Genomic DNA, 25,562 nt, shown 5'->3' on the forward strand with positions numbered 1-25,562 from the left:
TGCTTGTCATTTAAAAATATACTTATATTTCCGACGCATTTGCATGATTACATCAAATACACGTTTCTTCACTTCTTCATCATAGATTGCAGCAGCATCGATGATAGTTTTTGCCGTCTTTTCATCATATGAAAAGTGAATGCACTGACCAAACAGTTTTTCTGATATTTCCAACTGTTCTTCAAAGGAATCACAGAAAGTTGCAGCTTTTACCTTATCTATATAAGTAAAACAGTCTCTGTCCAACGGGTAATCCATCTTTGTATCCGATAATAGTGCCGCACCATTATCAAATATCGGGCATAATCGAAATTCCTTTTTATCATTCATCATAACCGCTATATTATGTGTATGTCGGTCCTCATTAAGAAACAGCGCATCAATGGTCAAAATTTTGTTCATGTATAAACCAAAATTTTCAATTCCTGTCACTCGTTCAACCTGATAAACCAGTTGTCTTAACCTTTCTGAATGATCTTCAATACTGTAAATCATTTTATTAAGAGATTTTCCAAAAAACGTCTTAAAAAGACGCTCAAGTGTGATCAGCTTCCATCCCTCCGTAAAATCACAGCTCTTGCATCCGGGATAAATAATACCGTTGTACTCGATTTCTTCAAGTTCATAGCCTGCAAATTCATCCGCAGCAAGATCCGAGTGTTTAAGGAGGTTTGCCACAACATATTCAGACAGACCTTCATATCCCATGTTATCTGCTTTATACCATATGCCGTCTCTTTCAAATTTAAGCTGGTTGCCCTTTGAGGATTTTCTGTCTATGGTCTTTCTATCAGTATCAAATAAGCTGATCATCCCTATAATTCCTCTCAATCTTTATCCAAAAATCATCATCCGCCATTCGTCCATTTGTTTTTTCTATTATCATAATAGGGTCATAAAACGGAATGTCCAGCCGCTTAAGTTCTAGTTTTAGTTTGTCTCTGGTCTCCGGAATGCACCTTGATTCCAGAAACTCCTCATAGTCTTCATAAGAAGGTTCAGTATTGATTCCAAAAGCTCTGTAGAAGGGATTGGTAAAATAATTATGAATGCAGATTTTTCTTTCTAATTCATCAATATCGATTATCGTACACACAAAATCATGATACATGTACCAAAGTCTTAATCCATACTGCATTTTGGGAACTCTGAGAGACTCGGGATAATCATTCTTCTTTATCAAAAGATCCACCAACGGTACTATCGGTCCGGTTATCTGTTCATCGCTGCTCTCCCAGCGTTCAACAGTACGCTTGGATGTATTTACAAAAGAAGCAAATTCCTTCTGAGTCATTCCCAGAACACTTCTTATAAGCTTAATATCATTTCCTGAAATATAATCCGGTGTGACATATTCTCCCATATCTTCATAAATCTCCTTATAAAATAATTAAATCACATTTTTGTCGGTCAATCAACGCATTTTAGCCGACGAAAATGTGATTTAATTATCAGTTATTCTTTCTATTAACGATTATGATTCCGGCGGACACAAGAAACAAGGATACCGCGCTTACAACGCTAAAGGCCTCGGTCTGCTCTCCCAGAAAAAGAGCGGATAAGAGGACTCCCATTATGGGATTGATAAAGCCAAAGACCGATACTCTGCTGACGGGATTGTACTTAAGGAGCACTCCCCAGAGGGTATAGGCTCCTGCGGAGATAAATCCCATATACAAAAGGTTCCAGACGCAGCCTACGCTGTAAAAATGTAGACTTCCGCCGGTAATAAGTCCGATTAAAAGAAGCACCGCGCCTCCCAATGCAAACTGATAGCCGCTGAGGACAACGGGATTCTCACTTTTGGAAAAGATCTTGATGCTGCATCCGGACGCCGCATAAAACAGCGCTGCCATAAGCATTGCTCCCTCCCCCTGAAGGGTCATGGTTCCTTCCGTCAAGGCAGCTCCGCCCCCTAGAAAGAGGATGATTCCGATAAATCCCACAAGGCAGCCCAAAAGCTTTTTTACCGAGGGCTTCTCCAGCCTGAAGATAAAAATGGCGAAGAGGGGAGCCAGGAAATTACCGGAGGCGTTGATGATGGAGCCTCTTACTCCCGATGTGTGGGCCAGGGACATAAAAAAGAAAAAGTACTGGCCTATGGTCTGAAACAGCGCCAGCACCGCAATGCTCTTTATGGATTCCGGCTTTGGAATAAGGAGCTTTTTGGCCAGCGCCGAACCGAAGGCAATGGTCATAACTCCCGCCAGGACAAATCTCGCTCCCGCCAGCATCAGTCTGGAGGCGGTATCATCCGCAGGGATCCTGAAAAGTTCGTATGCTATCTTGATCGCCGGGGATGCACTCCCCCACAATACGCAGCAAAACAGCGCTGTCAGAAATACTATGGAAAGGTAGGTCCAGGGGCTCTTGGTTTTAGCGTTATCCATGTTCACCTCAAATATATTAAACATCAAAATTGTGAATATTAATTTGCATTTTTTAAAATTAGTGGTATTATACTTTGTCGGTAAATAAATAAGTTTTAGAGGAAATAAAGTTTCAAAGGAAGTAGTGTTATATGGAAATTATATTATTAAATATAGCAATCTTTTTAGCTATATACCTTTTACTCTGCGCAATATTTGCAAGATCCATGGGTCTTGTTAAGTGTATCGATCCACACGTTGCATATTTTAAAGAAAACCGCAGACATTTTCTTGATGGTTACAAGAAATGGAAATGTGAAGAATACACCATAAAATCTTTTGATGGTTATGAGCTTAGCACAACCTACATTCCTGCAGCCACTCCTTCAAAAAAATTCGTCATCCTGGTTCATTCATCAACTTATTGCAGGATCGGAGGAGTTAAATACTTTAACATATTCAGAAAAATGGGATATAACGGTATTCTCTTTGATCTTCGTGGCCATGGTGAAAACAAAAAAACTCCATCAACCTGGGGAATCAAGGAGAGCAAGGATCTTCTCAGTGTAATCGATGATACTGTTAATCGCTACGGAGATGATATCAAGATCGGCGTTCACGGTGAGTGCCTTGGGGGCGTAACCGCTCTTACCGCTCTGAAGTATCATCCTCATATCTCTTTTGTTATCGCTGACAGCTGCTATAACTCACTTTATTCACTCCTTTGCAAGCTTGCCCAGCAGATGGCACATGTATCACCTCAGCTTTTTGATCCGGCAGTAATCTTTTTTAAGTTTATGTTCGGATTCTCTTATAAAACGATTTTTACAAAAGACAGCCTTAAGGGCAATACAGTTCCTATATGCTTTATTCAGGGCGACAGCGACTGCGTTGTCCCTGTAGATGATACAATGGCACTTCAAAATGCAACTAAAGGCTATTCCGAAATCCACATATTTGAAGGCGCGGATCACACCCGAAACATCCTGGCTGATGAAGAACGCTATGAAAAAATAGTCAGGAATTTCCTGTACAAAGTAAAGTACATGGAAGTTGCAGCTTAAAAGCCTGCGGTCACCTGTACCGGATTACTCTGGGCGCCCTTCTCGTAATTGTTGTAGGTCCTGCAGACAATCACCGGATTGGTGGTTCCGCCGGGCACCTTCACATTAAAGGACTGGGTGGCCTTGGTTCTGTCCCACATCTGCAGCGGGCAGAAGGTCTTGCCGCCGTCATAGCTGTAGCTGAAGTATATTACAGGACTCTGCTTATCCGAGGTGGTCATCTCCACAAGAACGTTTCCGCTGGGGGTGTCATAACCAAGAACCTTGATGTCGCAGGTATCAGGGCCTGTCTCATCCTGATACAGAACTTTTCCGGGCTTTTTCACAGATGCATAGGAAAAAGAGGAATAGTCGGCCCCGGTCTTGGAGGATCTGAGTTTGTAATACTTGGCAATGGCTGTTGCATCTGCCACAGCAAGCTTGTTAACAAAGTCCGCACTTTTTATAAGAGAAGTGTCATATACATGATCAAGATAAGCATGTTCCAGGATTACACAGGGCATGCTCCTTGCAGCGCACTGTCTGATGATTCCGTAGTAGTCTGAACCGGAAGATCCAATCCTTGTTTTTACCCCCTTCTGATAAAGCCCAAGCTCGCTCCACTGGGCCTCTACAATGTTTCCAAAATTACAGCCGGCCACATAATAATCTCCGAAAGTTGATGTCCAGACCTCCGAGCCATAGAACTCATGGCCTGAGGATGCATTGAAATGAATGCTGAAAACAAAGTCTGCACCTACGCTCTTGGCAAACTCTGCCCTGTCCTCGAGAGACACCACAGTGTCCGTGGTTCTTGTGGTGTAAACTGTGATCCCATCATATTTTTCCAGCTCTGCCTTCAGGGCATTGGCCAGCCTTAAGGTCAGCTCCTTCTCAGATAAACCGTTGTACTGGGCTCCCAGATTCCTGTCTCCCGTGCCTCCATGGCCCGGATCTATGACAACCACCACATTTCTGGCTGCTGCCGCTTCAATTGTTGTTCCATGAAAACAGACTGCAAATGCAGCAAGAAATACTAAAATATAAGACAATACTTTTTTCATAATGCCCCCTTTAAATCATAATTCCATTATATCTTCAGGCCGGCACTTTAGCGCCTTTGCTAAAGCAATTATCTTTTCGAACGAAGCCTTGTTAATATCCTTATCTCTTATCTCATATTGCTGCAAAGTCCTAACGTTAACGCCGGAATCCTCAGCAAGTTCTCTCTGAGAAAGGCACAAACGTTTACGATATTCCTGAATCCTTGCAACCTGAGAACTGCCATAATTCATTCGGTTCTCAATCTCAATAAATGCCCTGTGCTCTGATACTGTATGAAAAGCAGGATAAAGCACTTCCAGATCAGAAAAAGATACCTTATTAAGTATATCAGAAAATCGGCAGCTCTTCTCCCACTGAACATAGGCCAGAATGTAACCATACCAGTACTCCGCCTCGGTATCATATTTGACAAGGGCCGGCGGCCACTTCCTATATTCTCCATAACATTTTTCCATTATTCTGTGGTGGAGCTCGGTTCCTGACATCCCACTGACCACTGCAGGATCACCTTTTTCAAACCTTGCAGCCAAGCCACTTATAGTAAACATCTTAAACAATTCATCCAAAGTGATCTCAGGAGTCACAAGCGCAGTATACTCCGTAAGTTCACCAAGGTTATGCATTGCATCATCCAGATATAATCTTGAATATGCCGGAGTCATCATCGATTATCTCCTTTCTCATGATATCACTCAGATATAATCCGGTTCTGTCCTCTTTTTCCAATAGTTCCTGGAATGCAGTTCTCGCCGCACGATCCCTGGCCATTCGTTTTGGATAATACTCATTACCATCCACCGGATATGAACAAGTGAAACTGATAGATGAAAAAGCGCTTTTACTTCTGAGCATAACCTGCAATCCCAAGTCACCGTATTTCATGGCATGAGATAGCTGTTGCAAGGTTATGGAATTACTTAGAAAAGCTCTGGAAAAAGAAAAGTAAGAATCATCCGCACGATAGCCTACGATCACATCGGCGTTTTCTATATCAGGAAGAAAATGTGTAATGACATATTCTAGTCCACGTTTCTCCACCGGACTGGTTACTCTGACTACGCGATTATTCATTAAAAGCGCAAGCCAGTTGAGAATATGGTAATCACCATTGTTAAGATAAATTATATTCAAAGAGTCGGTATCTAATTCATATTCATTTACAAAGCCTCCTGCAATGCCGGTTGCAGCCCATTCCCCGGCAAGCTCTATATCTTCTGTGCAATAAAAGCCACTGCCATAGTCGTTATCCGGTCTGCCTACGCCATATGAAGGCTTGTCAACTATTATGTTTGAGCCATGAAAAATAACCATATATCACCCCTATACTTCTGTGGAAGTATAATAATTATACTTCCACAGAAGTATATCGTCAATGTATGACTAACGCTCAGATGCTGTTTTGTCCGTACACTTCTATCTGAGTCAGTGCAGGGAACGGGCTTGGGTCATCTGCTTTGATGAGATTCCCCAGTTTCAGCCGGGTTATGCTTTCTCTGGAAATCTTGAACACGTGCGGCTCAGCGACCTTTCTATCCATATGGACAGTTTCGCTCGTGCCATCGGAGAAAGTGAAGGTAGCCTCTACCCACCAATTGTCATGCGGAAAATCCGCTCTGGTGTACAGCCTGATCTCATCAAAGCTCACGGGTCTTCCGAAGTCCAAAGTAAACTCCGCATCGTCCTGCCTGTTGATGCCCCAGGACTCATAGGGCCACTCGCCGTGGGAAAGGGTTGCGATGCAGCCGTCGATGGCATTTCTTGCAGCAAAGACCGCTTCTCCTCTGGTCTCCACATTGGCGCTGGCATGTGGATATACTCCGCTTACTTCGTGCTGGTCGAAGGGATTGAGTGCCAGATTTCTGTATGAATTTATCTCGAAGTCATGGGCCTTCCTGATGGTGACAACGTGGCGGTTACCGAAGAATGCCAGCGGGTTGTAGCTCGTTTTTTTCTCATAAAAAGGCACTGTGAACAGAACCGTCTCATGCGTGATATATACGAAGGCCTCATCCACTGCGGCGTCCACCTTGGCCACATAGAAAGCATCCGGTGTCAGCCCCGAAAATTCGATGATGTCGCCTTTTCTGTATTCTCCGTCCCAGGCAAGGACTGCTTCTTCTGCGCCTGCTGCCTCTGCCTTGGGGATATGGTCCCAATCGTTATAAACTGAAATTTTCATGATTCATCCTCGCATCTTTTTTAATACCTGAACACCTCAGCCACCGGCACTTCACTGTCACCACTTTTCAGACGGCTATTCTTTATCCGATCTTTACTTTTTTACCTTCAAAGGCAAATCCATAGTGATGAATGTTCTTCTTGTCTATTCCTCTTTTAAGCAGCTGGGCGTCATATTTTTTCTCTTTTATCTGTTCCAAAGCCTTTTTAACAGTATCATCAAGAGTTGCCTCATCATCAGGATCATGCACTTTAAACTCAAGGACATAAGCAGGTGCCCCCGCCTTCTTAGGTTCCAGGCAGACATCATATCTTCCAAAGCCGCTCTCCCTGTTGGAAGTTATATAATACTCAGAAGCCAGTTCCACAATAAGCCCCAATACAAATCCGTGGTAGAACCTCTCCGGCTGTGTCATGTCTGATGGCCTGTTTCCGGTGTCAAAGCTTGAAAAAGTGTTAAGCGCAACGTCATTCATATAGTAGTTCATGTACTTAACATCATTCTGAAGAAGCGCCTTGATAAAATCATTGTATCTGATATCGTCACCCTCAAACCACCTTTTGATCATATCCTCAAAGGTATGCCTTACCTCAAGATTGGTGAGGGAAACCAGCATTTTTTTACGAACCCCGAGGCTTTCCTCCAAGGGTTTTTCCGCCTTTAGATAGCCTGCCGCCAAAAGAAGGCTGAAGATTCCCGATTCATTCCTGTCTATGAGGTTAAGCACTATCTCATCATCAATAAGTGCCGGCACTGCTTCGCCGTTTAAAAGGCTTTCCATAGCTTTTTTCACATCAACGCTGCCTTGCCTGATGAGCTTCTCCACTATGGAATTCTCACTTGTGTTGGCCCAGTAATTGTCAAGTACCCCCACATCAAGGTACTGTGTCACAGACCATGGATTATAGATCTCCGATGCAGAGCCGATTCTGAAGCCATCGTACCACTCTTTTACATCGGCAAATCTGTCCATCCGGCCATATACCGAAAGAGCCTCTTTTACCTCAGCTTCCGTGAAACCAAAATCCGTATCATATTTAGCTCCGGTCAGAGTATCAACCTTGAGATTATTAAGATCCGAGAAAATTGATTCCTTGCTGATTCTGGTAATTCCGGTAAGAATCGCCCTTTCCAGATACCTATTGGTCTTAAATGTGGCGTTGAAAAGATTCCTGATGAAACCGGTCATCTTATCCCAGAAGCCGTCTGCGTAAGCCTCGTGAATAGGCGTATCATATTCATCAAGAAAAATGAGCACTTTCCTTCCGTAGTATTTACTCATAAGTTCGCAGAGGAACTTAATCGAAGAAGCAGCTGTTGCGTCGTTCATATCGTAACCGACCATATTCCAGAACTGCCTGTCCATGTCCGTAACAAAATCTGCACTTATAAGGTTATCGTTATTGCGATACAGAGAGACTATTTCCTGTATGATCTGTTGCCTGGCAGTCTCATAGTCAGTTCCCTTCACTGAGGCAAAACTGATAAAAAGCACCGGGAACTGCCCCTGGAGGCTTCGATAGTTACTAACATTCCAAATATTAAGCTTGTAAAAGAGCTCTGCGCTGTTCTCATGTTTGTTGGAAAAAAAGTAATCCAGCATGCTCATGTTAAGTGTCTTGCCAAATCTTCTCGGTCTGGTGATAAGAGTTACCACATCAGCACTTTCCCACCATTTCCTGATAAACAGAGTCTTATCGATATAGAAAAAACCGTTCTCTATTATGGCTGCAAAGTCCTGATTTCCTATGGATATTTCCGGATGCCCGATTGTATTCCCATTGCTGCCATCCATAAGAACTCTCTCAAGTGCCTCAATAGTCTCTATCCGCGGGGATGCAATTTTTCCCCCGATTACCTTCTGAACTGTGCTGAGCGGAAGCCCTGACATGCTTGCGATGGCTTCATATGTAAGCTTTCGCTGAGTCTTTTTTTTCTTTAATTGATCAATTCTCTCATTGGCCATATCAATCTCTCCGTCATAATTGCAATTTGATGCAAGAAAATAGCAATATATTGCTATTTATCTGATATAAATATAGCATTATATTGCTATTTTTTCCATTGTAAAATTGCAATTTCACCTTATTTCTTGGAAAGAGCCTCGTGGATAGCCTTGGCGATAACCTCACTCATCCACCACTCCTGTCACCGCATCCGCATTGTTTTCCCGTTTCAGTGCAGCGCCCGGCCTCTTTTATCATGTCGTGGGTGTAGTTGGCCTTGTTTACAGCAATTGAGATGGTGTTGGGATCCGATGCAACCTGGATCGCAGTGTTGATGATGCAGCCATTTTTCTTGTCTCCAAAGGCCGCGGTGCAGACAAAAAGGCCGTAGGATAACTTGTACATTGCTTTCGTGTTCATCTCTGACAAAGGGGTCCTCCTTCTTATGAGTTCATTCATGTTTTTAATACTTCTTTAGCTTACCTTTTGCTGTGTAGTAGACCACAACATTGTCAACTATTATGTTTGAGCCATGAAAAATAACCATATATCGTCAATGACTGCTTGGATGAGGCATATACTGATACAGATTCATGGCAAGGGCATTGATAGGCATGGTCTGAAGCCATATCTTACCGGGGCCTGTAACAACTGTGTTAAACAGACCTTCTCCGCCAAGGACCACATTGGCAAGCCCCTTTACAGTTTCGATCTGCATACTGCAGCTGGCTTCCATTGCTGCTACGTAGCCACTGTCTATAACCATCTGTTCACCGGCAGCAAGAGTCCTCTCCTGCACCGCTCCGTCTATCTCAAGAAATACATAGCCCTGTCCGGAAAACTTCTGCATCAAAAATCCTTCGCCGCCAAAGAAGCCTGCGCCGGCTCTGTGCTGCAGGAAAATATCCATGTCTACACTCTCATCGGATGCAAGGAAGGATGTCTTCTGTGCAATAATAGGCATTGCTCCAACGTTAAAAGCGATAATATCGCCGGGAGAATGCTTTGCCAGTGTCAGCTCACCTGCCTGCTCAGCAATATAGTGGTTAAGTGCAATTGACTCACCCACCAGAGCCTTCTTAAAAATTCCTCCAAGTCCTCCGGTCTTGGTCTCCATCCTGATTCCTCTGGACATCCACGCCATAGCACCGCTCTGGCACTTAATAGCTTCTCCCTGCTCCATGCGAAGAGAAAGCACTGTAAACGGTTGACTGCTTATCTGGTATTGCATGACTTTTTACCTCCTTAATCACATTGTTCCGCACTTACACTATATTTCAAAAAGAAATCTCTTTATCTGTTTTAATGACTTCTTTACCTCGTTTATCCGCATTTTATCGCCATTGTGGAAATCATTTCCTTCGATCAGTTCATCCAAACGTTTAAAACAATGATCTATTCTTTCTATCGCATCCGTGACAGCGGTATTCTTGTCCGGAGACTTAATCGTATCTTCTGAAAAATAACAGCTGCTTAACTTTTCAATAGAGTAAAAAACATTATCCGAAGTGTTCTTTTTGTTAAAATTGGCCAACGCTCTCTTGGCGCCTGATAAAGTATAAGTTTCCTCAAGCCTTATCACATCCTTGTTTCGATTGAACACTCCTTTATTCCCCCGAAACATAACACTACCATCAAAAACATCCAGGCATCTTATAACATAGCCCATCTCAATCAATAGTTCTTCATCACTCTTTTTCTTCACCTTGTTATATACTCCGTTTTACTTATTATTTCTTCCCTAAAGGTCCCTTGTAACTTGCTATGCCACCGATGCTCACAGCATTCTTGTAACCCAACATCTTCATCTTGCTGACTGCCTTCTTACTTCTTGTCCCCCTCAGGCAATAAACAAAAATCTGCTTGTCGTGATCCGGAACGATGTTCTCAACTTCTAGAATATCATCTAATGGGATATTGATGCTGCCCGGGATGTAACCTTCTGCGTATTCTTCCTTGGTGCGGACATCGAGAAGGATTGCGTCAGGGAGGGAGCGGTATTTTACTAGTTCATCGTTGATGTTGGTTGATTTGAAAATGTTAAGGAAGGTCATAAAGGTTCTTTTCCTCTTTTGTGATGGTTGATGGAACCTATTTATTGAAGAATTGCATGCAATGTTTTTATGTGTGTCGTGCGAAAGTGCTGCTGTTTACTGGCTTTGAGGCAGATTGGGGTCAGACCCCACTTTTTAATTTAATTATTTTAGATAAAGTTTGTATTATCCTTTTTTTCATTGTTATTAGCACTATTGCTAATATCCCTATCAAGCTTAACCTAATAATCACATTCTTATAACTAGCTAATATTACAAATCCCAATATTATAAATGTTATTGTTATAGCAAGGATCCTTTTGATATCATAAGGGTAATTACCATTACAATAATCTTTACACGTTTTCAGCATTATTATGTAATGTGAAATAGCATAAACAATATAACAAGCAAGAGTAGTATATCCAGCAGCCAAATATCCATATTTTTGCACAAATATATAATTCAGAAAAATATTTAGTATTGCCCCTACTGTACTGGCAACCGCTATTGCCGTAGTTTTTTCATAATAGAATGCAAATTTAGCAAATAAGTCATATGAATACATAAAATATACACTCATAGCAATTGGAGGAATAACCAAGACAGCCTCATGATATGAACTTGGTGCAAATACAGCTATTATCTCCGGTGCAAAAATCATAAGAACTATATTTACCGAAGCGACAAAAATTAGCGTTGAATATGCTATGGGCCCAATTTCTTTTCCCTTGTTTTCTTTAATCTTCTTATACATCCAGGGATTAATTGTCTGCATAAGCGCATTATTAAACATTGTCATAATCAATGATACAGAGTAGGCGAGGTTGTAAATACCAGCTTGGCTATCTCCTTCCATTTTCTGTATCATTATTCTATCCGCACTATTTAAAACTGTCTGAGACAAATAATGCGGAATCAAAGGCAGGTTATATGATATCGCATATAACCAATATTTTTTTGAGAAAAAAGAGGTTCCTTCCTTTAGCTTAGCAATAATAATCCAGCCAAATGACAAAAAATCAGCAATCGCCCATCCTATGATTCTTGCCGTTGCCTTATCTTTTGATGCCAAGACTAGTCCAATTTCAATAATAGATCTAAGTAAAGCTGAAACAAGTGTTACACTTACTAAAACTTTATATGCATATTTAGCTCTCTGTTCATTTGCCCAAAAACAAAAAATTGCATTTGCCCAGATAATAACAAACATCATTACTATGTGAATGGTGGTTAATGAAAAAATACTATTCCAAAAAGCCCTAAAAGCTTGATATATAAAGAACCAAGCCAGCAAAAGAACAGTTGTTAAACCTATCAGAGCATTTGAAAAACTATTTTTTTCTTCTTCAAACTTTACAATTCCTTGTACATGAATTCCTCCTGATAATGATAAAGCTACAATAATAGACAGAATGCCATACCAGGAATTAAACACTCCAAACTGCCCATATTCACTTGTTGTCATTATACGAGTGAATATAGGTGTTGTAATCATCGAAATTCCTTTTTGAAAAAACGAACATAGCAAAAAGAAAAACGATGCTTTTATCTGCACAGGCATCAATTTATACTTAGCTAATACGTCTCTTATCATTATTTCATATCTCTTATGGGAATTCGAATATCAATTATGGTTCGCCAAAACAAACGTCTCCGGGATGGGTCTGATAATGCTTGTACGATTTTTTCAAATCCACAAAATATGCATGACGCGTCCCCCGTTCTTCCTCAGGTGGTAGTTCCATGTATTTGTCAAATTGATAAGATAAATATTTATCATATTCTTTGGGACAAATCATTTTTGAATCTTCAAAAGGTAACTCAATTGTCTCCTTGAACCAATCTGTTGGAAAAGATAGAGCCTTGCCATCATACAGGTCCCATGTATAGCCAGTATACTGTGATTCATAGAATGGCCTCTGCTCCATTGCTTCATACATTCTTTTAGTAAATGCATCTATATTCTTTATCTTTATAATTATTCTCAAAATCCTTTTTATACCGCGTTTCAGCGGACTTTTACTTAGTAAAAGCCCCGCCCTTCTTAGCTTATTCAAACTTATGTTATATTTGAGTTTTCTAAAATACTTTTTTCTTTCTTTAGTATCACATGGCACACCAGCAATTGGCATTACATCAACATAAACGCCTTCAAACAATTCCGGAATATTACGATACCCCTGTTCAACAACAGTTGTTCTTATATCTACTATCTTTATGAACACGTTTGGATACATTACTTCAAAATCAGAATCATAAACCACATAATAATATGGCAATTCTTTTTTACACATCTCCTTAAAACGATAAAAATCCTCAATAGGAACCGCAATGTCCATATCATCGTCCCAAGGAATAAACCCTTCATGCCTTACAGCCCCCAAGCATGTTCCACCTATAGCAAAGTAATTAATCTCATTTTTAATGCATATGTCCCTAACAACTTTATATATTTCTAGTATAGCCTCTTGAATTTCAGTCATATAACACCTCGCGTTGTAATATATTACTCATAGTCTCAGGGCTTATCTTTTATTTGTTTATAGACCACATATGCATAGTTGTAAGCAAAAAAATCCATCTTCATTTTCGTTTGCTAGCTGAATACATTACCATAATGACAATATTCAAACTAAAAAATCTAGATAAGCTTTGTATACAACTCATATATTTTTTCTGTATTACTTGTTTGAGTAAATCTCTCATTCGCTATCTTATGTAGCCTATTTCCTTTCTCCATTGCCTCATTTTTATCCATAATAAAAAATTTCATCAACGAAGCGAGCTTTGAATAATCTCCATACCTATAATAAAAAGCCTCATTTCCGAGTATCTCTTTGTTTGCCCCAGAGTCTGTAGCTATAACTCCCATCTTCGCATACATATATTCTACTGTTACTCTGCCAAAAGCCTCGCACTTAGATGACATTATCCCTACATCCATTGTTTCCAACTCCGTGGGTATGTCAGATACATATCCTCGGAATACTACAATGTCGTTTAAGTCATGATCTACAACATACTTTTTTAATTGTTCACTATACTTTTTTTCCCCATCTCCAAATAAGTATACCTTAAATAGTGTGCCATATTTTTCTACTAATTCAGCAGTTGCTTTTATTACATCAAACTGGCCTTTTCCCTCTGTCATCGTCCCAACACAACAGAAATTAACTAATGAATGATTTTTCTTAATAACACTAAATTCTTGAATTCCATCATATATCATTTCTATTCTGAGTCTTGGAAAATCATAATTATAATGTTCTCTAACCGCATTAGAAATCGCTATTAAACAGTCCGCTCTACTATACATTTTTGATACGTAACTTTTTGAATTCAAATATTTTAAATTATAATCATTTTCTCCAAACTCTCTCAAATGCCATACACAAGGTTTTTTTAACTTTGTTGCAATTGTAACTCCTATATCAACCAAACTTGAATTATTATGTATAATATCTGGATTAAATGTCTTTATTTTTTTTTGTATCATAAATACACTTAATGGATTCCACATGGTTCTTAAAACCCTTTTGATTCCATTCCACCTTCTAGCTCTCCATGGCATAAACCAAAAATTATAAACTTCTATTCCTAGGCTTTGAGCTTCTTTCAAAATTTCTCCATCGTTTGGACATATGATCATAACCTCGCAACCAAATTGCCGCTTTAAATCCGTTGCCAAATACAACAACGCCAAATTGGCACCATATAGAGCAGAATAATGTGTTAAAAAAACAATTTTCATTTAATCCTCAATATTCACCCAAATAAAATTAGACACTAGATTTTTACTATACATTGTATTTTTCGTGCTTTATATCATCATACGATATCCCCATAAATAATCTTAGAAAGCACGAAACATATATTACTAAAAAAAACATGCTATATCCTGCAGCCTCATTCATAAGACATAATCCCCACCATATTATGCAAGATACTGCAGCCTTCCAATTTTTACCAAATGTCCCCTTAGTAATCCCAATTATTAGTAACACAATTGGGATAAATCCTACTATTCCAAAGTGAATAACATAATTTAACAATCCATACCATGATAAAATATCTCTACTATATCCATTCCCCCATGGCCACCCTCTTTCAAGCCACGATATTGCTGCCTTGAGATTACTCTGTCTACCGTGAGCATAATGTACAATTTTATCATTCATTACTCCGTACATCATAATGGTTATTACAACCAAAGAAAGTAATCCAAACAAAACTCCTCTTTGGGATTTATTTAATAGTTTTACAGCTATCATACATGCCAAAATAAGAAATCCCATAGCAGAAAAGGTTGATATTACAGCCAGTATAAGAAAAAAAACTCTCTTTTCATGGCCTTTTTCCATATACATATACCAAAAAATAGCGAAATTTAGATATATCTGGTACACCCCAACTTCTCTAAAAAAGCCATTGCATGCCATTACTTTATATCCCAGCATTCGTCTAGTAAAATCCCATCTATAATAAAATCCGCAATAACAACCATATATGGATTTTTTAGCCACCGATCCATTAAACCCTGCGACTTTAACTATCTTGGGCTCTACTCCAGATACTCCCATGTCGAAAAGCACGTAACAGAACAGATAAAAAATAGCCATAAAGAAAACTATAGTGCACAAATATGAAAGGAAATCTATCTTTTGGTCATAACACCATACAATAAAAGTGCTTACAGCAAAAAACCTAATGAGCAAGGCTATCAAATATAGATACTCTGTATTTTTTAGGTTATATAAAGATACTAATAAAAGTATAGATGATAAAAAACCATTACATTCAAATATCATTAGTATTTTTTCTTTAGACAAAAAAAACATCGACATTAGCATCAATATATCTGCTATTATTTCAATCTCATGATCTAGTTGAATGAATACATAAGTATATATAGAATCAGAGGTATATAGAATTAACAATAGAACTAAATATACATATATTTTTTTTAATGAAAATCTAATTCTCACCAATATTTCTCCGTTGCCTTGTTCTTAAATACAATCGATAAAATAATTGATTCTTCTTTAACAATAGTTCAACCATTCTTATCTTTCGACGCAAATATTTCCTATGGTAGATATGATTTTTCTTCTGTATTACCTTCCATTCCTCAGCTATTTTTTTGCTATTATTTTGAGAAACGCCACTCATGTCAAAACAAGCAATGATTTGCTTTATTCGTTTAAATCTTACTCCATCCAAATACATCCTTAAAAATTGATCATATTCTGCAGCATATTTATACCTAGTATCAAACATGTATTTGACTAATATATCCTTTTTACAAAAAAGTGCTTGATGAATAAACGGAGCCTTGTAATAAATTACATCTATAGGGTAAGACTTTTTTATGTACTTAACATCAATCAAACAATTAACAGTATCGCCATATATACATTGACCCCCCTCATCATAGTAATTATCAAACACTTCCTGCAATGTTGTATTTGAATAAAAGCAATCATTAGCATTCATAAAAATGACCCACTCGCCTATAGCCATTTTTATACCCTTATTCATTGCGTCATAAATTCCGTTATCTTCTTCAGACAACACCCGAAACGATATACCTTTTTTCTCGAATAATTTTTTGTATCTTTCTGTAATTAGTAAAGTATCGTCAGTTGACGCCCCATCTATTATTATGTATTCAAAACACGCGTATGTCTGATAAAAAATGGATTCTATCGTCTTTTCTATCGTTTTTTCTGCATTCTTTGAAACAGTAATAATCGAAATAAGATCACTATTATTCATACGTTGAGTTCCCAATACCGACATTTCAATTATAATTACATTTGTATTCGTATACGTTTTTGCATTAATGGCCTAATATATGCATGAAGCACTCTTATCACAAACAACTTTGCCAGATTGTTAGTTCCTGTAGCTTTATTGTTTTCTTTTTCTTTTTTGCCACCAAAGAACATATATCGCCTTAGCCACTCATCATAAAATGGATGATTAAGCGCCCCACCATTCCAGGGTCGATCCGATTTAAAGCTCGTAGAAAAATGTACTATTACAGGATCTGAAGTGGCATCCTCAACGACATTTTTACAAAAGTAACTATCTGGCTTTCTATAAAACATCATTTCTTCATATGTAAAATCGTACAGATAGGTCATAACATTATATTTCAATGGAAGTTCATATACTTTACCATGAAATATTGCGTTAATAATTCCTTGATCGCCTTGGAAAATTTTATTTTGATTACTTATCAAGTGATATATCTGTTCTTCTATTTTTTCGTTTTTCCATTTAAAAACGTCAATCAATAGTACTCCAGAATTAATAAATGTATCGCCCTTAGCTATGCCAAATACTCTTTTATTTAACACACTAAAAGCATCCTTTATCCCACCAATAGTAAAGGGTGCTATATCCGTTTCAAATAATTCTTTCAGCGAATTCTTTATTAACGTATCACAATCTAAATAAAGAACTTTATTTACATAATCCGGCAACATTCTACCTATAAAAAGCCTTGCATAAGCAGCTATGGATCCTCTATCAAGGTTTAAATTATAGTGAAGTCCCTTAAGAATATTTTGAGCATCAATAAAAAGAACCATATTCCTACCCGAACACAGTTCCACTATCTTTTGTTTATTTTGCTGCGTAATACCACAATCAAGTATGAAAATAATTGCATCAGAATTATAGTCATTAAATGACATAATCGAAACACACATTACATCTACAAATTTATCATCTGAAGCATACGCAATATACAAACCAACCCCCAGTATTATTTCTTATGATTCCAGCAACGCTAAATACTTATTTAGCATAGTACCAATGTATTCCATCTAATATACCTGATTTAAATGATTTTAAATATTTTCTTTTTTCGTCAAACAGAAAAATGATTTTAAACAATTTTCTCCCCAGCTCAAATACTCCATATTTTTTTGAATGCATTAGGCCATTATATATCCCGGCTCTAGCCTGATGATAATATCTAAAAGGCTCAGCAACTCCATAATACAGCTTTCTAGTCCCCAAACTGATGCTCTTCCTTTTTCCAGGGCAATGATATATTGCTGCCCCCAAACATTGTACGATGGAATATCCATGTTCAATCAAACGATAATCATAATCTACATCTAACCCATCTAAAAAAAATCCTTCATTAAAACCACCAATAGCTATATATGCATTAACATTGATCAAGTTTCCTGATAGCATAAGCCATCTTTTCTTTTTGGTTCCATGAATGGGAAGTAATTTTCTATTATCGTAAATATGTTGTGGTCCTATTATCCCTATCTTTTTTGTTTTATTTTTTTCTATCACATTCTTATATTCTCTAAGAATATTGTTAGCGATTTTGCTATCTTGATCGAATATAAGGCACCAATCCATTTTCAATGAGCAAATAATCTGCATCCCCATATTTATTGCCTTCGCCAACCCCGCATTTCTATAATTTGGTATATAAACAAAATCAATACTCTGCGAGTTAAATGAATCAATCAGCTTTTTGTTTGAAAAATCCGAATTATCTATAATAACAAGCTTATCCGCCCCCCGAGCATTGAGAAAAATGCTTTTCACCATATCTTCTGACGGATTATATAAAACTGATATCATTCCAATTTTTATGTCAGCAAAAACCATTTAGAGCACCTTATTTCTAACAATCCATAACACTATCTTGCAGATATTTCTGCGCATTTGTGAACCCATATTACAAATTGACCAACAGTTAGCGCTACATTTTTCACACATTCTAACAATGCTTTTTCCCTGATCAGAATTCATAATTTCAGTCCATGACATATTGTTTAAATTTCCCATAATCATATCCTTCGGAAAATCGTTGCAGGGCATAACATCACCATATGCACTTACAAAAAAGCTTGATCTGCCAGCATCGCATGTTAAGGGTTTTTTGACATTTAAAACATACTTAATAGCCCCATCTGTAAAGTATGCTCTTGCCCATTTTCGCGGATTATTTGTTTCTAAGTATCCTCGTTTGAGTTTCTCCAACTCATTAACTATATTATCCTGATTATTAATTACATTATCGGCCTTATTAAAAAATGATGAGTTTTGAACTACTGAAAACCCAAATTCTAACCCATGATTTTCTGCCCATTCAAACATCGGAATGAGTTCCGTATAATTTCTGTCCTGAATACAAAAACCTATCCCTAAATCATGTTTTCCCCGTATTTTTATCAACTTGTCTATTGTATCCATAGCATGATCATAAATATCAGGTACCCCTCTTATTTCATTATGCGTTTTCTCACTTCCATCTATGCTTATCCTTACACCAACACCTGGAAATTCTGCACATACTTCGCATATTCTTTCTGTGTAATATCCATTTGTATTTATAAGTATTCGGTCAGTTTTGCCTTGCAGCTTTTTTAATACTTCTTCAATATCATTTCGTAAAAATGGCTCACCACCTGTCAATGTTGTACTCTTCATTTTGGGAAGCTTATCGATTAACGCAGGTGAAAATTCATCCTCTGGCTTTGTAGGATTCAAATGGCAATTGCACATTTGACACTTAGCATTGCACCGCTTTGTTAGAATTAAAGAAATATAAGGCTTTTTACCCATACTCAATTAGTTTTCCCTCTTGTTTTATTAGTAATTGGGTATTAGTAGATATTTAACAATACTCTGAAATACTCAATAGTTTTTAAAAGGCCAACATCCAATTCCGTTTTCGGCTCCCAATCCAATTCTTTCTTAGCTAAATCAATCACCGGTTTTCTCTGCATCGGATCATCCTGCGGAAGTGGTTTGAATACTATCTTGGAGTCAGAACCGGCAAGCTTTATTACCAATTCCGCAAGCTCTAACATAGTGAATTCGCCCGGATTACCAATGTTTACAGGGCCGGTAAAGCCGTCACGGCTTTCCATCATCTTTACCATTCCATCAATGAGGTCATCCACATAGCAGAAGCTTCTGGTCTGCTTTCCATCACCATAAATAGTGATGTCTTCTCCTTTGAGCGCCTGAACAATAAAATTGGAAACCACTCTTCCGTCATAGGCGCTCATTCTGGGGCCATAGGTGTTAAATATCCTGATGACCTTGATGTCAACACCATGCTGTCTGTGATAGTCAAAAAACAGCGTTTCAGCCATTCTTTTTCCTTCGTCATAACAAGACCTTGGTCCTATGGGATTAACACAACCTCTATAGGTTTCAGGCTGTGGGTGGACCTCAGGATCACCATAAACTTCACTGGTACTGGCCTGAAGAATCCTTGCATGACACCTTTTTGCCAAGCCCAATGTATGCAACGCTCCCATAACAGAAGTTTTTCCGGTTGCTATAGGATCATGCTGATAGTGGATAGGGCTTGCAGGACAAGCCAGATTGTAGATCTGATCTACCTCTACATAGAGAGGCTGCGTAATATCATGTCTGATGAACTCAAAATAATTGTTATCCATCAAATGCCTGATGTTATCTTTACTTCCAGTAAAAAGATTATCTGCACATATAACATCATTTCCCTGGTCAAGGAGTTTTTCGCAAAGATGCGAACCCAAAAATCCGGCACCGCCGGTAACAAGAATGCGCTTTCGCTGCATGACATGCCCCTTTCAATACAAAAGCTTCCCAACCAATTAATGATTGGGAAGCTATATTTTCATAGCGTTATGTTATGCTTTTCTCCCCAACGTATACCGAAACTATAATATTCGGGCTACCAATACTTTCTCCCATACCTTTTTTGTTACTTAATACGCGCCATCCCCTGCTGTCAGCGCTCTAAACGTCATAATGATTAGTCCAATGTCTGTCGCGATACTCCTCTTTTCCAGATACTTCTGATCAAGCTCCATCCATTCATCAAATGGGACTTCGGTGCGTCCCATAACCTGCCAGTAGCAGGTAAGTCCGGGCTTAACCAAATGTCTTGTCATCTGGAAAGGTGTCATCTGGTCTGTCTCATATACAGGAAGTGGTCTCGGACCAACAACAGACATTTCACCTTTTAAAATATTTAAGAGCTGCGGAAGCTCATCAATACTGGTTTTTCTAAGAATTTTCCCAATATGTGTGATTCGGGGATCATCCTTCATTTTGAAAGCAGGTCCGTCAAGTTCGTTCTGTTCCAACAAGAACTTGTGCATCTCCGGTGCATTCTCACACATGGTTCGGAACTTGTACATCATAAAAGGTTTGTTGTTATATCCTGTTCGCTGTTGTTTGAAAATAACCGGGCCGCCATCTTCTTTTTTTATCAGGATGGCCACCACCAGGAACAACGGCGATAGGAGGATAAGGCCGATCAGTGACGATACTATGTCGAACACTCTTTTTATGACCTGATAAACAACCTTTTTCTTAATCTTTACGGAAGTAACATCAGTATTTTCAGAACCTACCTCCGGCATGTAAACCAGCTGACCATATTCTGTTTCATCTAATGCTATCTTTTCGTATTCTGCCTGCATTTTTCACCCTCACACGATAATTTTATCACACAATATTGTGTATTTATTATTATATCGGCAGATTTAATGCATCTTTTAGTGTTTTTTTAGAATTTTCTATACACTTTTTTGGGTGAAATTACGCAATGCCGCTCCCGCTCTATAATGATTAATTATAAACTAAATATTGTTTTTTTCATAGAATAAAGCGTAGATTTTGTATCAAATCTGCGCTTTATCTGCTGTACTTACCTTGGTCTTTTGGCTGCCTCTGCCTACGCTCGGTTCCTGAGCCCCATCATCAAATTGTGAACTGTTCCGACCAGCCCAGGTTTTGCTGTTCACAGTTTACTAACGGGGTCAGGCACCAAGCTAGTTTCAAGCAGTTTACTGTTCTGATTGCTGGAACCATGTGGTTTCCCGGCAATTCCACGGTCCTGGCCGCGGCTGGGGGCTGTCCCCAGCCGCTCACTCACTGACGCCATTTGCCATAAAAAAGGCCGTGCACAATAGTACAGTCTTTTTTATCCATTTTCTCGATTTAACTCAGTCGTTTTTGCATTGTTTTCATAGGAAAATCAAAAGCCTGATACAGGCACGGATGATATAATTATTGGCAGAAGGTAAATCGGCATAATCCAGTATTTATGTCGGTTAACAAGGCAAAAAACAAATCAAAATGTAACGGAGGAAAAGGTAAAATGGCAAACAGAATTTCACTGAACGGAACATCTTATCATGGGGCCGGTGCGATCAACGAGATCGTAAACGAGATCAATTCCAGGGGATTCAAAAAGGCTTTTGTGGCTTCTGACCCTGACCTTATCAAATTCGGCGTAACCGGCAAGGTTACTGATCTTTTGGAGAAGGCCGGAATTCCTTTTGAAGTTTATTCCGATATCAAGCCCAATCCAACAATAGAAAACGTACAGCACGGCGTGGAAGCTTTCAAGGCTTCAGGCGCAGACTGCATCCTGGCTGTAGGCGGCGGATCCTCCATGGACACCTCCAAGGCCATCGGTATCATCATCACCAATCCTGAGTTTGCGGATGTTCGCTCCCTTGAGGGCGTAGCTCCCACCAAGAACCCCTGCGTTCCTATCATCGCAGTTCCCACAACAGCCGGAACCGCTGCAGAGGTTACCATCAACTACGTTATCACTGACGTGGAAAAAGAGAGAAAGTTCGTTTGCGTAGATACTCACGACATGCCAATAGTTGCTGTTGTTGATCCTGAGATGATGTCCTCAATGCCTAAGGGCCTCACAGCAGCCACCGGAATGGACGCTCTTACCCACGCCATCGAGGGCTACACCACAAGAGCAGCCTGGGAGATGACAGATATGTTCCATCTTGAGGCAATCCGCCTTATTTCCAAGAATCTTCGCGACGCTGTTGAGAATAAAAAGGAAGGCCGCGAAGGCATGGCTCTTGGCCAGTACATCGCAGGCATGGGCTTCTCCAATGTAGGTCTTGGAATCGACCACGCCATGGCTCACACTCTTTCAGCTCACTATGACACACCTCACGGCGTTGCCTGCGCTATGTTCCTTCCGATCTCCATGGAGTTCAACCGCGAATACACCGGTGAGAGACTTCGCGAGGTTGCAAGAGCAATGGGCGTAGAAGGTGTCGACAGCATGTCCCAGAACGAGTACAGAGATGCTGCTATCGCTGCAGTTAAAAAGCTTTCTGAGGATGTAGGAATTCCGAAGACTCTTGAGAAGATCAAGGAAGAAGACCTTGACCAGCTGGCTACAGACGCTCTCAACGATGCATGCTATCCCGGCAACCCAAGAGAAGCCACCAAGGAACAGGTTATTGAAATGTTCAGAATGCTGATGGCATAAAATATTGCAATAATGTATAATCGTAAAGTAATCGGTAATCTATTGATTATCGGTTACTTTATTTTTTTTAAAGGAAGTAACAATGCAGTCCGATGAACTACCCTCACCGACTCTGCGTCGGAAAGGGTTTCTGTTACGCCGCTTCGCGGCATGAACCTGCAGTCTGCTCTGTGCAGCTTGCAGAACAGGGCATGTCCACTATGCCCCTATCCCATTGGGTCACCTTTGGGAATACTTTTCTTAAAATATTTGCAGCTCCATTTATGTCTGCATTTGTTATAGTACCATCGTAGTGCCTGTACAGGCCTCTCTTTACCCTCTTTCCGGAAAAAGAGTATGGTGTGCTATCTCCTTTACAGTATACAGGCAATTCGTCCTTTGCAAGAAAATCAGCCCTTGAAGTATAGCTTTCTTCTGTAAGGGCAAACTCTATCCCATATTCAGCAAGCTTGTATCTGAGCATATCTGCAAATATCAGCATTGGTATCTGCACAAAATTCTGGTTATTCATATGTCCCATATCTGCTTCCTGCTTCTGGAATACATTGTGGCCCATTACCACTACATCTACACGATTATCCCTCGCATAGTCTGCTATACATCTGCTTATCTTGTGGAACTGATCTTTTATCCTCCTGTTCCTTTTTTCAGTGAGTATACTCATTCTCCTTGTGCGGTATCTCTTGTTACAGGTCATTGCGCAGGCAGACAGCCTTGCCATCTCTTTGTTGTAGTACTGATTGATGGACTTGATGACACCGCCCTTTATTATAAAAGGCTTTGAACAGAAATTATTAACAACAGCAGCGATGTTGTCAGTTCCGGGATCTATTGCCATGACTCTTTTTCCCGAAATATCTGTCATTCCTGCTAGGTCCTTCAAGATTGCAGAATCATCCCTTGGTGCAATGCCCTTCATCTCTGTATCCATTACCACATCTATCACAAAATCCCTGCCACATGGCTTGATGCGCACTTCCTTAAGCGTTCCGGAAAAAGGTTCATTTGAAAGCCTGAGCATTTCCTTGGTCCCGGGGAATCTGAGATACAGATCATTTTTTATCCTGCAGATCTGGTTGGTAAGGATAACGGTTTTTCCTTTGCCTTCTTTTACGTACCGTGGAAGTTTAGGTCTTCCCGTAAAAGCTGAGGGATTCTTAGCGTATACCTTCAATGCCTCAAAGAAAGACTTGTAGTCTCTCATTAAGAGCTTAAGTATCTGTTGATTGGACTGTGACGGGAGACCATAGTATGCCTTATCCCTTGTAGCCTTAAGAAGATAGTCCATGGATCCGTAAGTCATCCATGCACCATTTGGCTGGTACTTGGTGCCTGAGAGAGTTGCTCTGACAAGCCTTAGTACTTTCATCTGATTGGAAAAAAGAGGCTTGAACTCATCCATTGCCTTAACCGCTGATGAATACTGCCTTAAAATGAAGTTGGCCCTGTTGTACAGTCTTGCGGATGCACCGCAGATATCACGACAATAGCTGTAAAGATTATGTGTGCTGTTGATCCTGTACTGCCTTGTCCTATACACAGTTGCCATTCCTTTCATAGAAGTTTATACTGTGTATTATAGCACACATTCAAGTATATATCAAAACAAATGTTCTTTTAAGGGGTGTTTTTAGGGATTTTATTATGGACGGATACAACAGAGGTTCACATTCAGTTTACCAGCTGACCTATCATATCATTTTTGTCACAAAATATAGAAAAAAAGTCATCACTGATGAGTTGGGTGATTTCATGAAGAACCACGCCGCCTACCTGTGTGGAAGGATGAACTGCAAACTTCTTTCAGCAGAGACTGATGGAGATCACATGCATCTTCTTGTTTCAATGTCACCAGATGTAGCTCCGGTAAAACTCATTAATTCCCTTAAATCCAACCTCTCAAAGGAAGTTCACATATACTACCGGGAACATATAGAAAAATACTTGTGGGGCGATTCGCCTTTCTGGAGCGCCAGCTATTTCTGCGCAACCACAGGCTCAGTTTCCATGGAAACTGTCAAAAAGTACATTGAAGAGCAGCGAACTGAGGAACACAAGAGAAAATATGTGAAGTCCGGGAAATACAAAAAGCAAAAACGCTAAGCGATTCATCCCCAACCTGACGGAAGGGGTTTTCTCGCTGAGGTATTATAAAATCAGACTATGTCAGCCACTTTACAGCCCGCCACAGCAATGAGGTCCTGAGGGGCGAGCTCTATCTGAAAGCCCACCTTGCCGGCGCTGACAAAAACATGCTCATAGGAAGGGGCGGTCTCATGGATAAAGGTAACAAACTGCTTCTTCATGCCTATGGGCGAACAGCCGCCGTGAACATAGCCTGTAAGGGGCAAAAGTTCCTTTTGCTTTATCATGCTGACAGCCTTCTCCCCCGCTGCCTTGGCGGCCTTTTTAAGATCAAGCTCCTCCTTGACAGGGATGGCAAAAACGTAGTAGCTGCCGGACTTTCCCTGAGTCACAAGGGTCTTGAAAACCTTCTCCGGGTCCTCACCAAGGATTCCCGCTATCTCCTCACCGGTCATAGTGGCATCGGGCTTATAGGAGTGAATTTCATAGTTTATTTTCTTGCCGTCAAGAACACGGCAGACGTTGGTCTTTTCTTCCTTTTTCATTA

26 protein-coding genes and 1 pseudogene are annotated in these 25,562 nt (G+C 39.7%); 3 read left to right on the forward strand and 24 right to left on the reverse strand.

Features of this window, described 5'->3' with window-relative positions; translation table 11 throughout:
• Window positions 1–6 precede the first annotated feature (6 nt).
• The 3 genes from T359_RS0104870 to T359_RS0104880 form a co-directional block, all read right to left on the reverse strand.
• Window positions 7–813, reverse strand: a complete 807-nt coding sequence (locus T359_RS0104870; RefSeq protein ID WP_026516503.1) for a hypothetical protein — start codon at window positions 811–813, stop codon at window positions 7–9.
• Complete coding sequence (locus T359_RS19360; RefSeq protein WP_035783556.1) at window positions 797–1,363, reverse strand: helix-turn-helix domain-containing protein; 567 nt, start codon at window positions 1,361–1,363, stop codon at window positions 797–799. Before T359_RS19360 ends, T359_RS0104870 begins: the two co-directional genes overlap by 17 nt.
• An 88-nt stretch (window positions 1,364–1,451) precedes the next feature.
• The gene (locus T359_RS0104880) at window positions 1,452–2,390 is read right to left on the reverse strand and encodes a DMT family transporter (RefSeq protein WP_026516504.1); all 939 of its coding nucleotides are present in this window, start codon (window positions 2,388–2,390) and stop codon (window positions 1,452–1,454) included.
• A 131-nt stretch (window positions 2,391–2,521) separates the two neighbouring features.
• Here T359_RS0104880 and T359_RS0104885 point away from each other — a divergent pair, with 131 nt between their 5' ends.
• On the forward strand, window positions 2,522–3,433 hold the full coding sequence (locus T359_RS0104885; protein ID WP_242839042.1) for an alpha/beta hydrolase: 912 nt from the start codon (window positions 2,522–2,524) through the stop codon (window positions 3,431–3,433).
• Here the strand turns inward: T359_RS0104885 and T359_RS21320 are convergent.
• The 19 genes and pseudogenes from T359_RS21320 to T359_RS0104980 all read right to left on the reverse strand — a co-directional run bounded on the left by T359_RS21320 (window position 3,430) and on the right by T359_RS0104980 (window position 21,101).
• A complete protein-coding gene (locus tag T359_RS21320; protein WP_026516506.1) occupies window positions 3,430–4,476 on the reverse strand; it encodes an N-acetylmuramoyl-L-alanine amidase family protein in 1,047 nt (348 codons plus the stop codon). The genes T359_RS0104885 and T359_RS21320 overlap by 4 nt on opposite strands.
• Window positions 4,477–4,491: 15 nt before the next feature.
• Window positions 4,492–5,142, reverse strand: a complete 651-nt coding sequence (locus T359_RS0104895) for a helix-turn-helix domain-containing protein (protein ID WP_051544942.1) — start codon at window positions 5,140–5,142, stop codon at window positions 4,492–4,494.
• Window positions 5,105–5,788: a DUF3990 domain-containing protein gene (locus tag T359_RS0104900; RefSeq protein WP_026516508.1), complete on the reverse strand. Its 684-nt coding sequence runs from the start codon at window positions 5,786–5,788 to the stop codon at window positions 5,105–5,107. Before T359_RS0104900 ends, T359_RS0104895 begins: the two co-directional genes overlap by 38 nt.
• Window positions 5,789–5,864: 76 nt before the next feature.
• Window positions 5,865–6,656: a DUF7402 domain-containing protein gene (locus T359_RS0104905; RefSeq protein ID WP_026516509.1), complete on the reverse strand. Its 792-nt coding sequence runs from the start codon at window positions 6,654–6,656 to the stop codon at window positions 5,865–5,867.
• A gap of 82 nt (window positions 6,657–6,738) precedes the next feature.
• Window positions 6,739–8,622, reverse strand: a complete 1,884-nt coding sequence (locus tag T359_RS0104910; RefSeq protein ID WP_242839043.1) for an AAA family ATPase — start codon at window positions 8,620–8,622, stop codon at window positions 6,739–6,741.
• Window positions 8,623–8,836: 214 nt separating this feature from the next.
• Window positions 8,837–9,022: pseudogene (locus tag T359_RS0104915) on the reverse strand (flavin reductase); the annotation flags it as partial.
• 133 nt (window positions 9,023–9,155) lie between these two features.
• A complete protein-coding gene (locus tag T359_RS0104920) occupies window positions 9,156–9,833 on the reverse strand; it encodes a TIGR00266 family protein (RefSeq protein WP_026516512.1) in 678 nt (225 codons plus the stop codon).
• A 39-nt stretch (window positions 9,834–9,872) separates the two neighbouring features.
• Complete coding sequence (locus tag T359_RS0104925; RefSeq protein ID WP_026516513.1) at window positions 9,873–10,307, reverse strand: hypothetical protein; 435 nt, start codon at window positions 10,305–10,307, stop codon at window positions 9,873–9,875.
• Window positions 10,308–10,332: 25 nt separating this feature from the next.
• A complete protein-coding gene (locus T359_RS0104930; protein ID WP_026516514.1) occupies window positions 10,333–10,656 on the reverse strand; it encodes a rhodanese-like domain-containing protein in 324 nt (107 codons plus the stop codon).
• A gap of 121 nt (window positions 10,657–10,777) precedes the next feature.
• Window positions 10,778–12,232, reverse strand: a complete 1,455-nt coding sequence (locus tag T359_RS0104935) for an oligosaccharide flippase family protein (protein ID WP_026516515.1) — start codon at window positions 12,230–12,232, stop codon at window positions 10,778–10,780.
• Between the two features lie 34 nt (window positions 12,233–12,266).
• The gene (locus T359_RS0104940) at window positions 12,267–13,121 is read right to left on the reverse strand and encodes a LicD family protein (RefSeq protein ID WP_026516516.1); all 855 of its coding nucleotides are present in this window, start codon (window positions 13,119–13,121) and stop codon (window positions 12,267–12,269) included.
• 158 nt (window positions 13,122–13,279) lie between these two features.
• Window positions 13,280–14,389, reverse strand: coding sequence for a glycosyltransferase family 4 protein (locus T359_RS0104945; RefSeq protein ID WP_026516517.1), 1,110 nt, complete (start codon window positions 14,387–14,389; stop codon window positions 13,280–13,282).
• 46 nt (window positions 14,390–14,435) lie between these two features.
• Window positions 14,436–15,218 carry a hypothetical protein gene (locus tag T359_RS0104950; RefSeq protein ID WP_155839994.1) on the reverse strand — a complete coding sequence of 261 codons (783 nt, stop codon included), beginning with the start codon at window positions 15,216–15,218 and terminating at the stop codon, window positions 14,436–14,438.
• 394 nt (window positions 15,219–15,612) lie between these two features.
• Window positions 15,613–16,413 (reverse strand): glycosyltransferase family 2 protein, encoded by an 801-nt coding sequence (locus T359_RS19370; RefSeq protein ID WP_051544944.1) that lies wholly within the window; start codon window positions 16,411–16,413, stop codon window positions 15,613–15,615.
• 35 nt (window positions 16,414–16,448) lie between these two features.
• Window positions 16,449–17,396, reverse strand: coding sequence for a glycosyltransferase family 8 protein (locus tag T359_RS0104960; protein ID WP_051544947.1), 948 nt, complete (start codon window positions 17,394–17,396; stop codon window positions 16,449–16,451).
• Between the two features lie 46 nt (window positions 17,397–17,442).
• Window positions 17,443–18,282, reverse strand: coding sequence for a glycosyltransferase (locus T359_RS0104965; RefSeq protein WP_026516520.1), 840 nt, complete (start codon window positions 18,280–18,282; stop codon window positions 17,443–17,445).
• A complete protein-coding gene (locus tag T359_RS19375; RefSeq protein ID WP_051544949.1) occupies window positions 18,283–19,242 on the reverse strand; it encodes a radical SAM protein in 960 nt (319 codons plus the stop codon).
• A gap of 41 nt (window positions 19,243–19,283) precedes the next feature.
• Window positions 19,284–20,231 carry a UDP-glucuronic acid decarboxylase family protein gene (locus T359_RS0104975; RefSeq protein WP_026516521.1) on the reverse strand — a complete coding sequence of 316 codons (948 nt, stop codon included), beginning with the start codon at window positions 20,229–20,231 and terminating at the stop codon, window positions 19,284–19,286.
• Between the two features lie 150 nt (window positions 20,232–20,381).
• Window positions 20,382–21,101: a sugar transferase gene (locus T359_RS0104980; protein WP_330370138.1), complete on the reverse strand. Its 720-nt coding sequence runs from the start codon at window positions 21,099–21,101 to the stop codon at window positions 20,382–20,384.
• Window positions 21,102–21,781: 680 nt separating this feature from the next.
• Between T359_RS0104980 and fucO the strand changes: the two genes are divergently transcribed.
• The gene (gene fucO, locus T359_RS0104985) at window positions 21,782–22,930 is read left to right on the forward strand and encodes a lactaldehyde reductase (RefSeq protein WP_026516523.1); all 1,149 of its coding nucleotides are present in this window, start codon (window positions 21,782–21,784) and stop codon (window positions 22,928–22,930) included.
• A 133-nt stretch (window positions 22,931–23,063) separates the two neighbouring features.
• Here the strand turns inward: fucO and T359_RS19380 are convergent, their stop codons facing one another.
• Window positions 23,064–24,488 (reverse strand): RNA-guided endonuclease InsQ/TnpB family protein, encoded by a 1,425-nt coding sequence (locus tag T359_RS19380; protein WP_242839044.1) that lies wholly within the window; start codon window positions 24,486–24,488, stop codon window positions 23,064–23,066.
• Between the two features lie 86 nt (window positions 24,489–24,574).
• Between T359_RS19380 and tnpA the strand changes: the two genes are divergently transcribed.
• Window positions 24,575–25,033 (forward strand): IS200/IS605 family transposase, encoded by a 459-nt coding sequence (gene tnpA / locus T359_RS19385; RefSeq protein ID WP_051544953.1) that lies wholly within the window; start codon window positions 24,575–24,577, stop codon window positions 25,031–25,033.
• 53 nt (window positions 25,034–25,086) lie between these two features.
• Here tnpA and ybaK read toward each other — a convergent pair whose 3' ends face one another.
• Window positions 25,087–25,560 carry a Cys-tRNA(Pro) deacylase gene (gene ybaK / locus T359_RS0105000; RefSeq protein ID WP_197027053.1) on the reverse strand — a complete coding sequence of 158 codons (474 nt, stop codon included), beginning with the start codon at window positions 25,558–25,560 and terminating at the stop codon, window positions 25,087–25,089.
• Between the last annotated feature and the right edge of the window lie 2 nt (window positions 25,561–25,562).

The sequence above is a fragment of the Butyrivibrio sp. MC2021 genome, assembly GCF_000621605.1.
GTDB lineage: Bacteria > Bacillota > Clostridia > Lachnospirales > Lachnospiraceae > Butyrivibrio.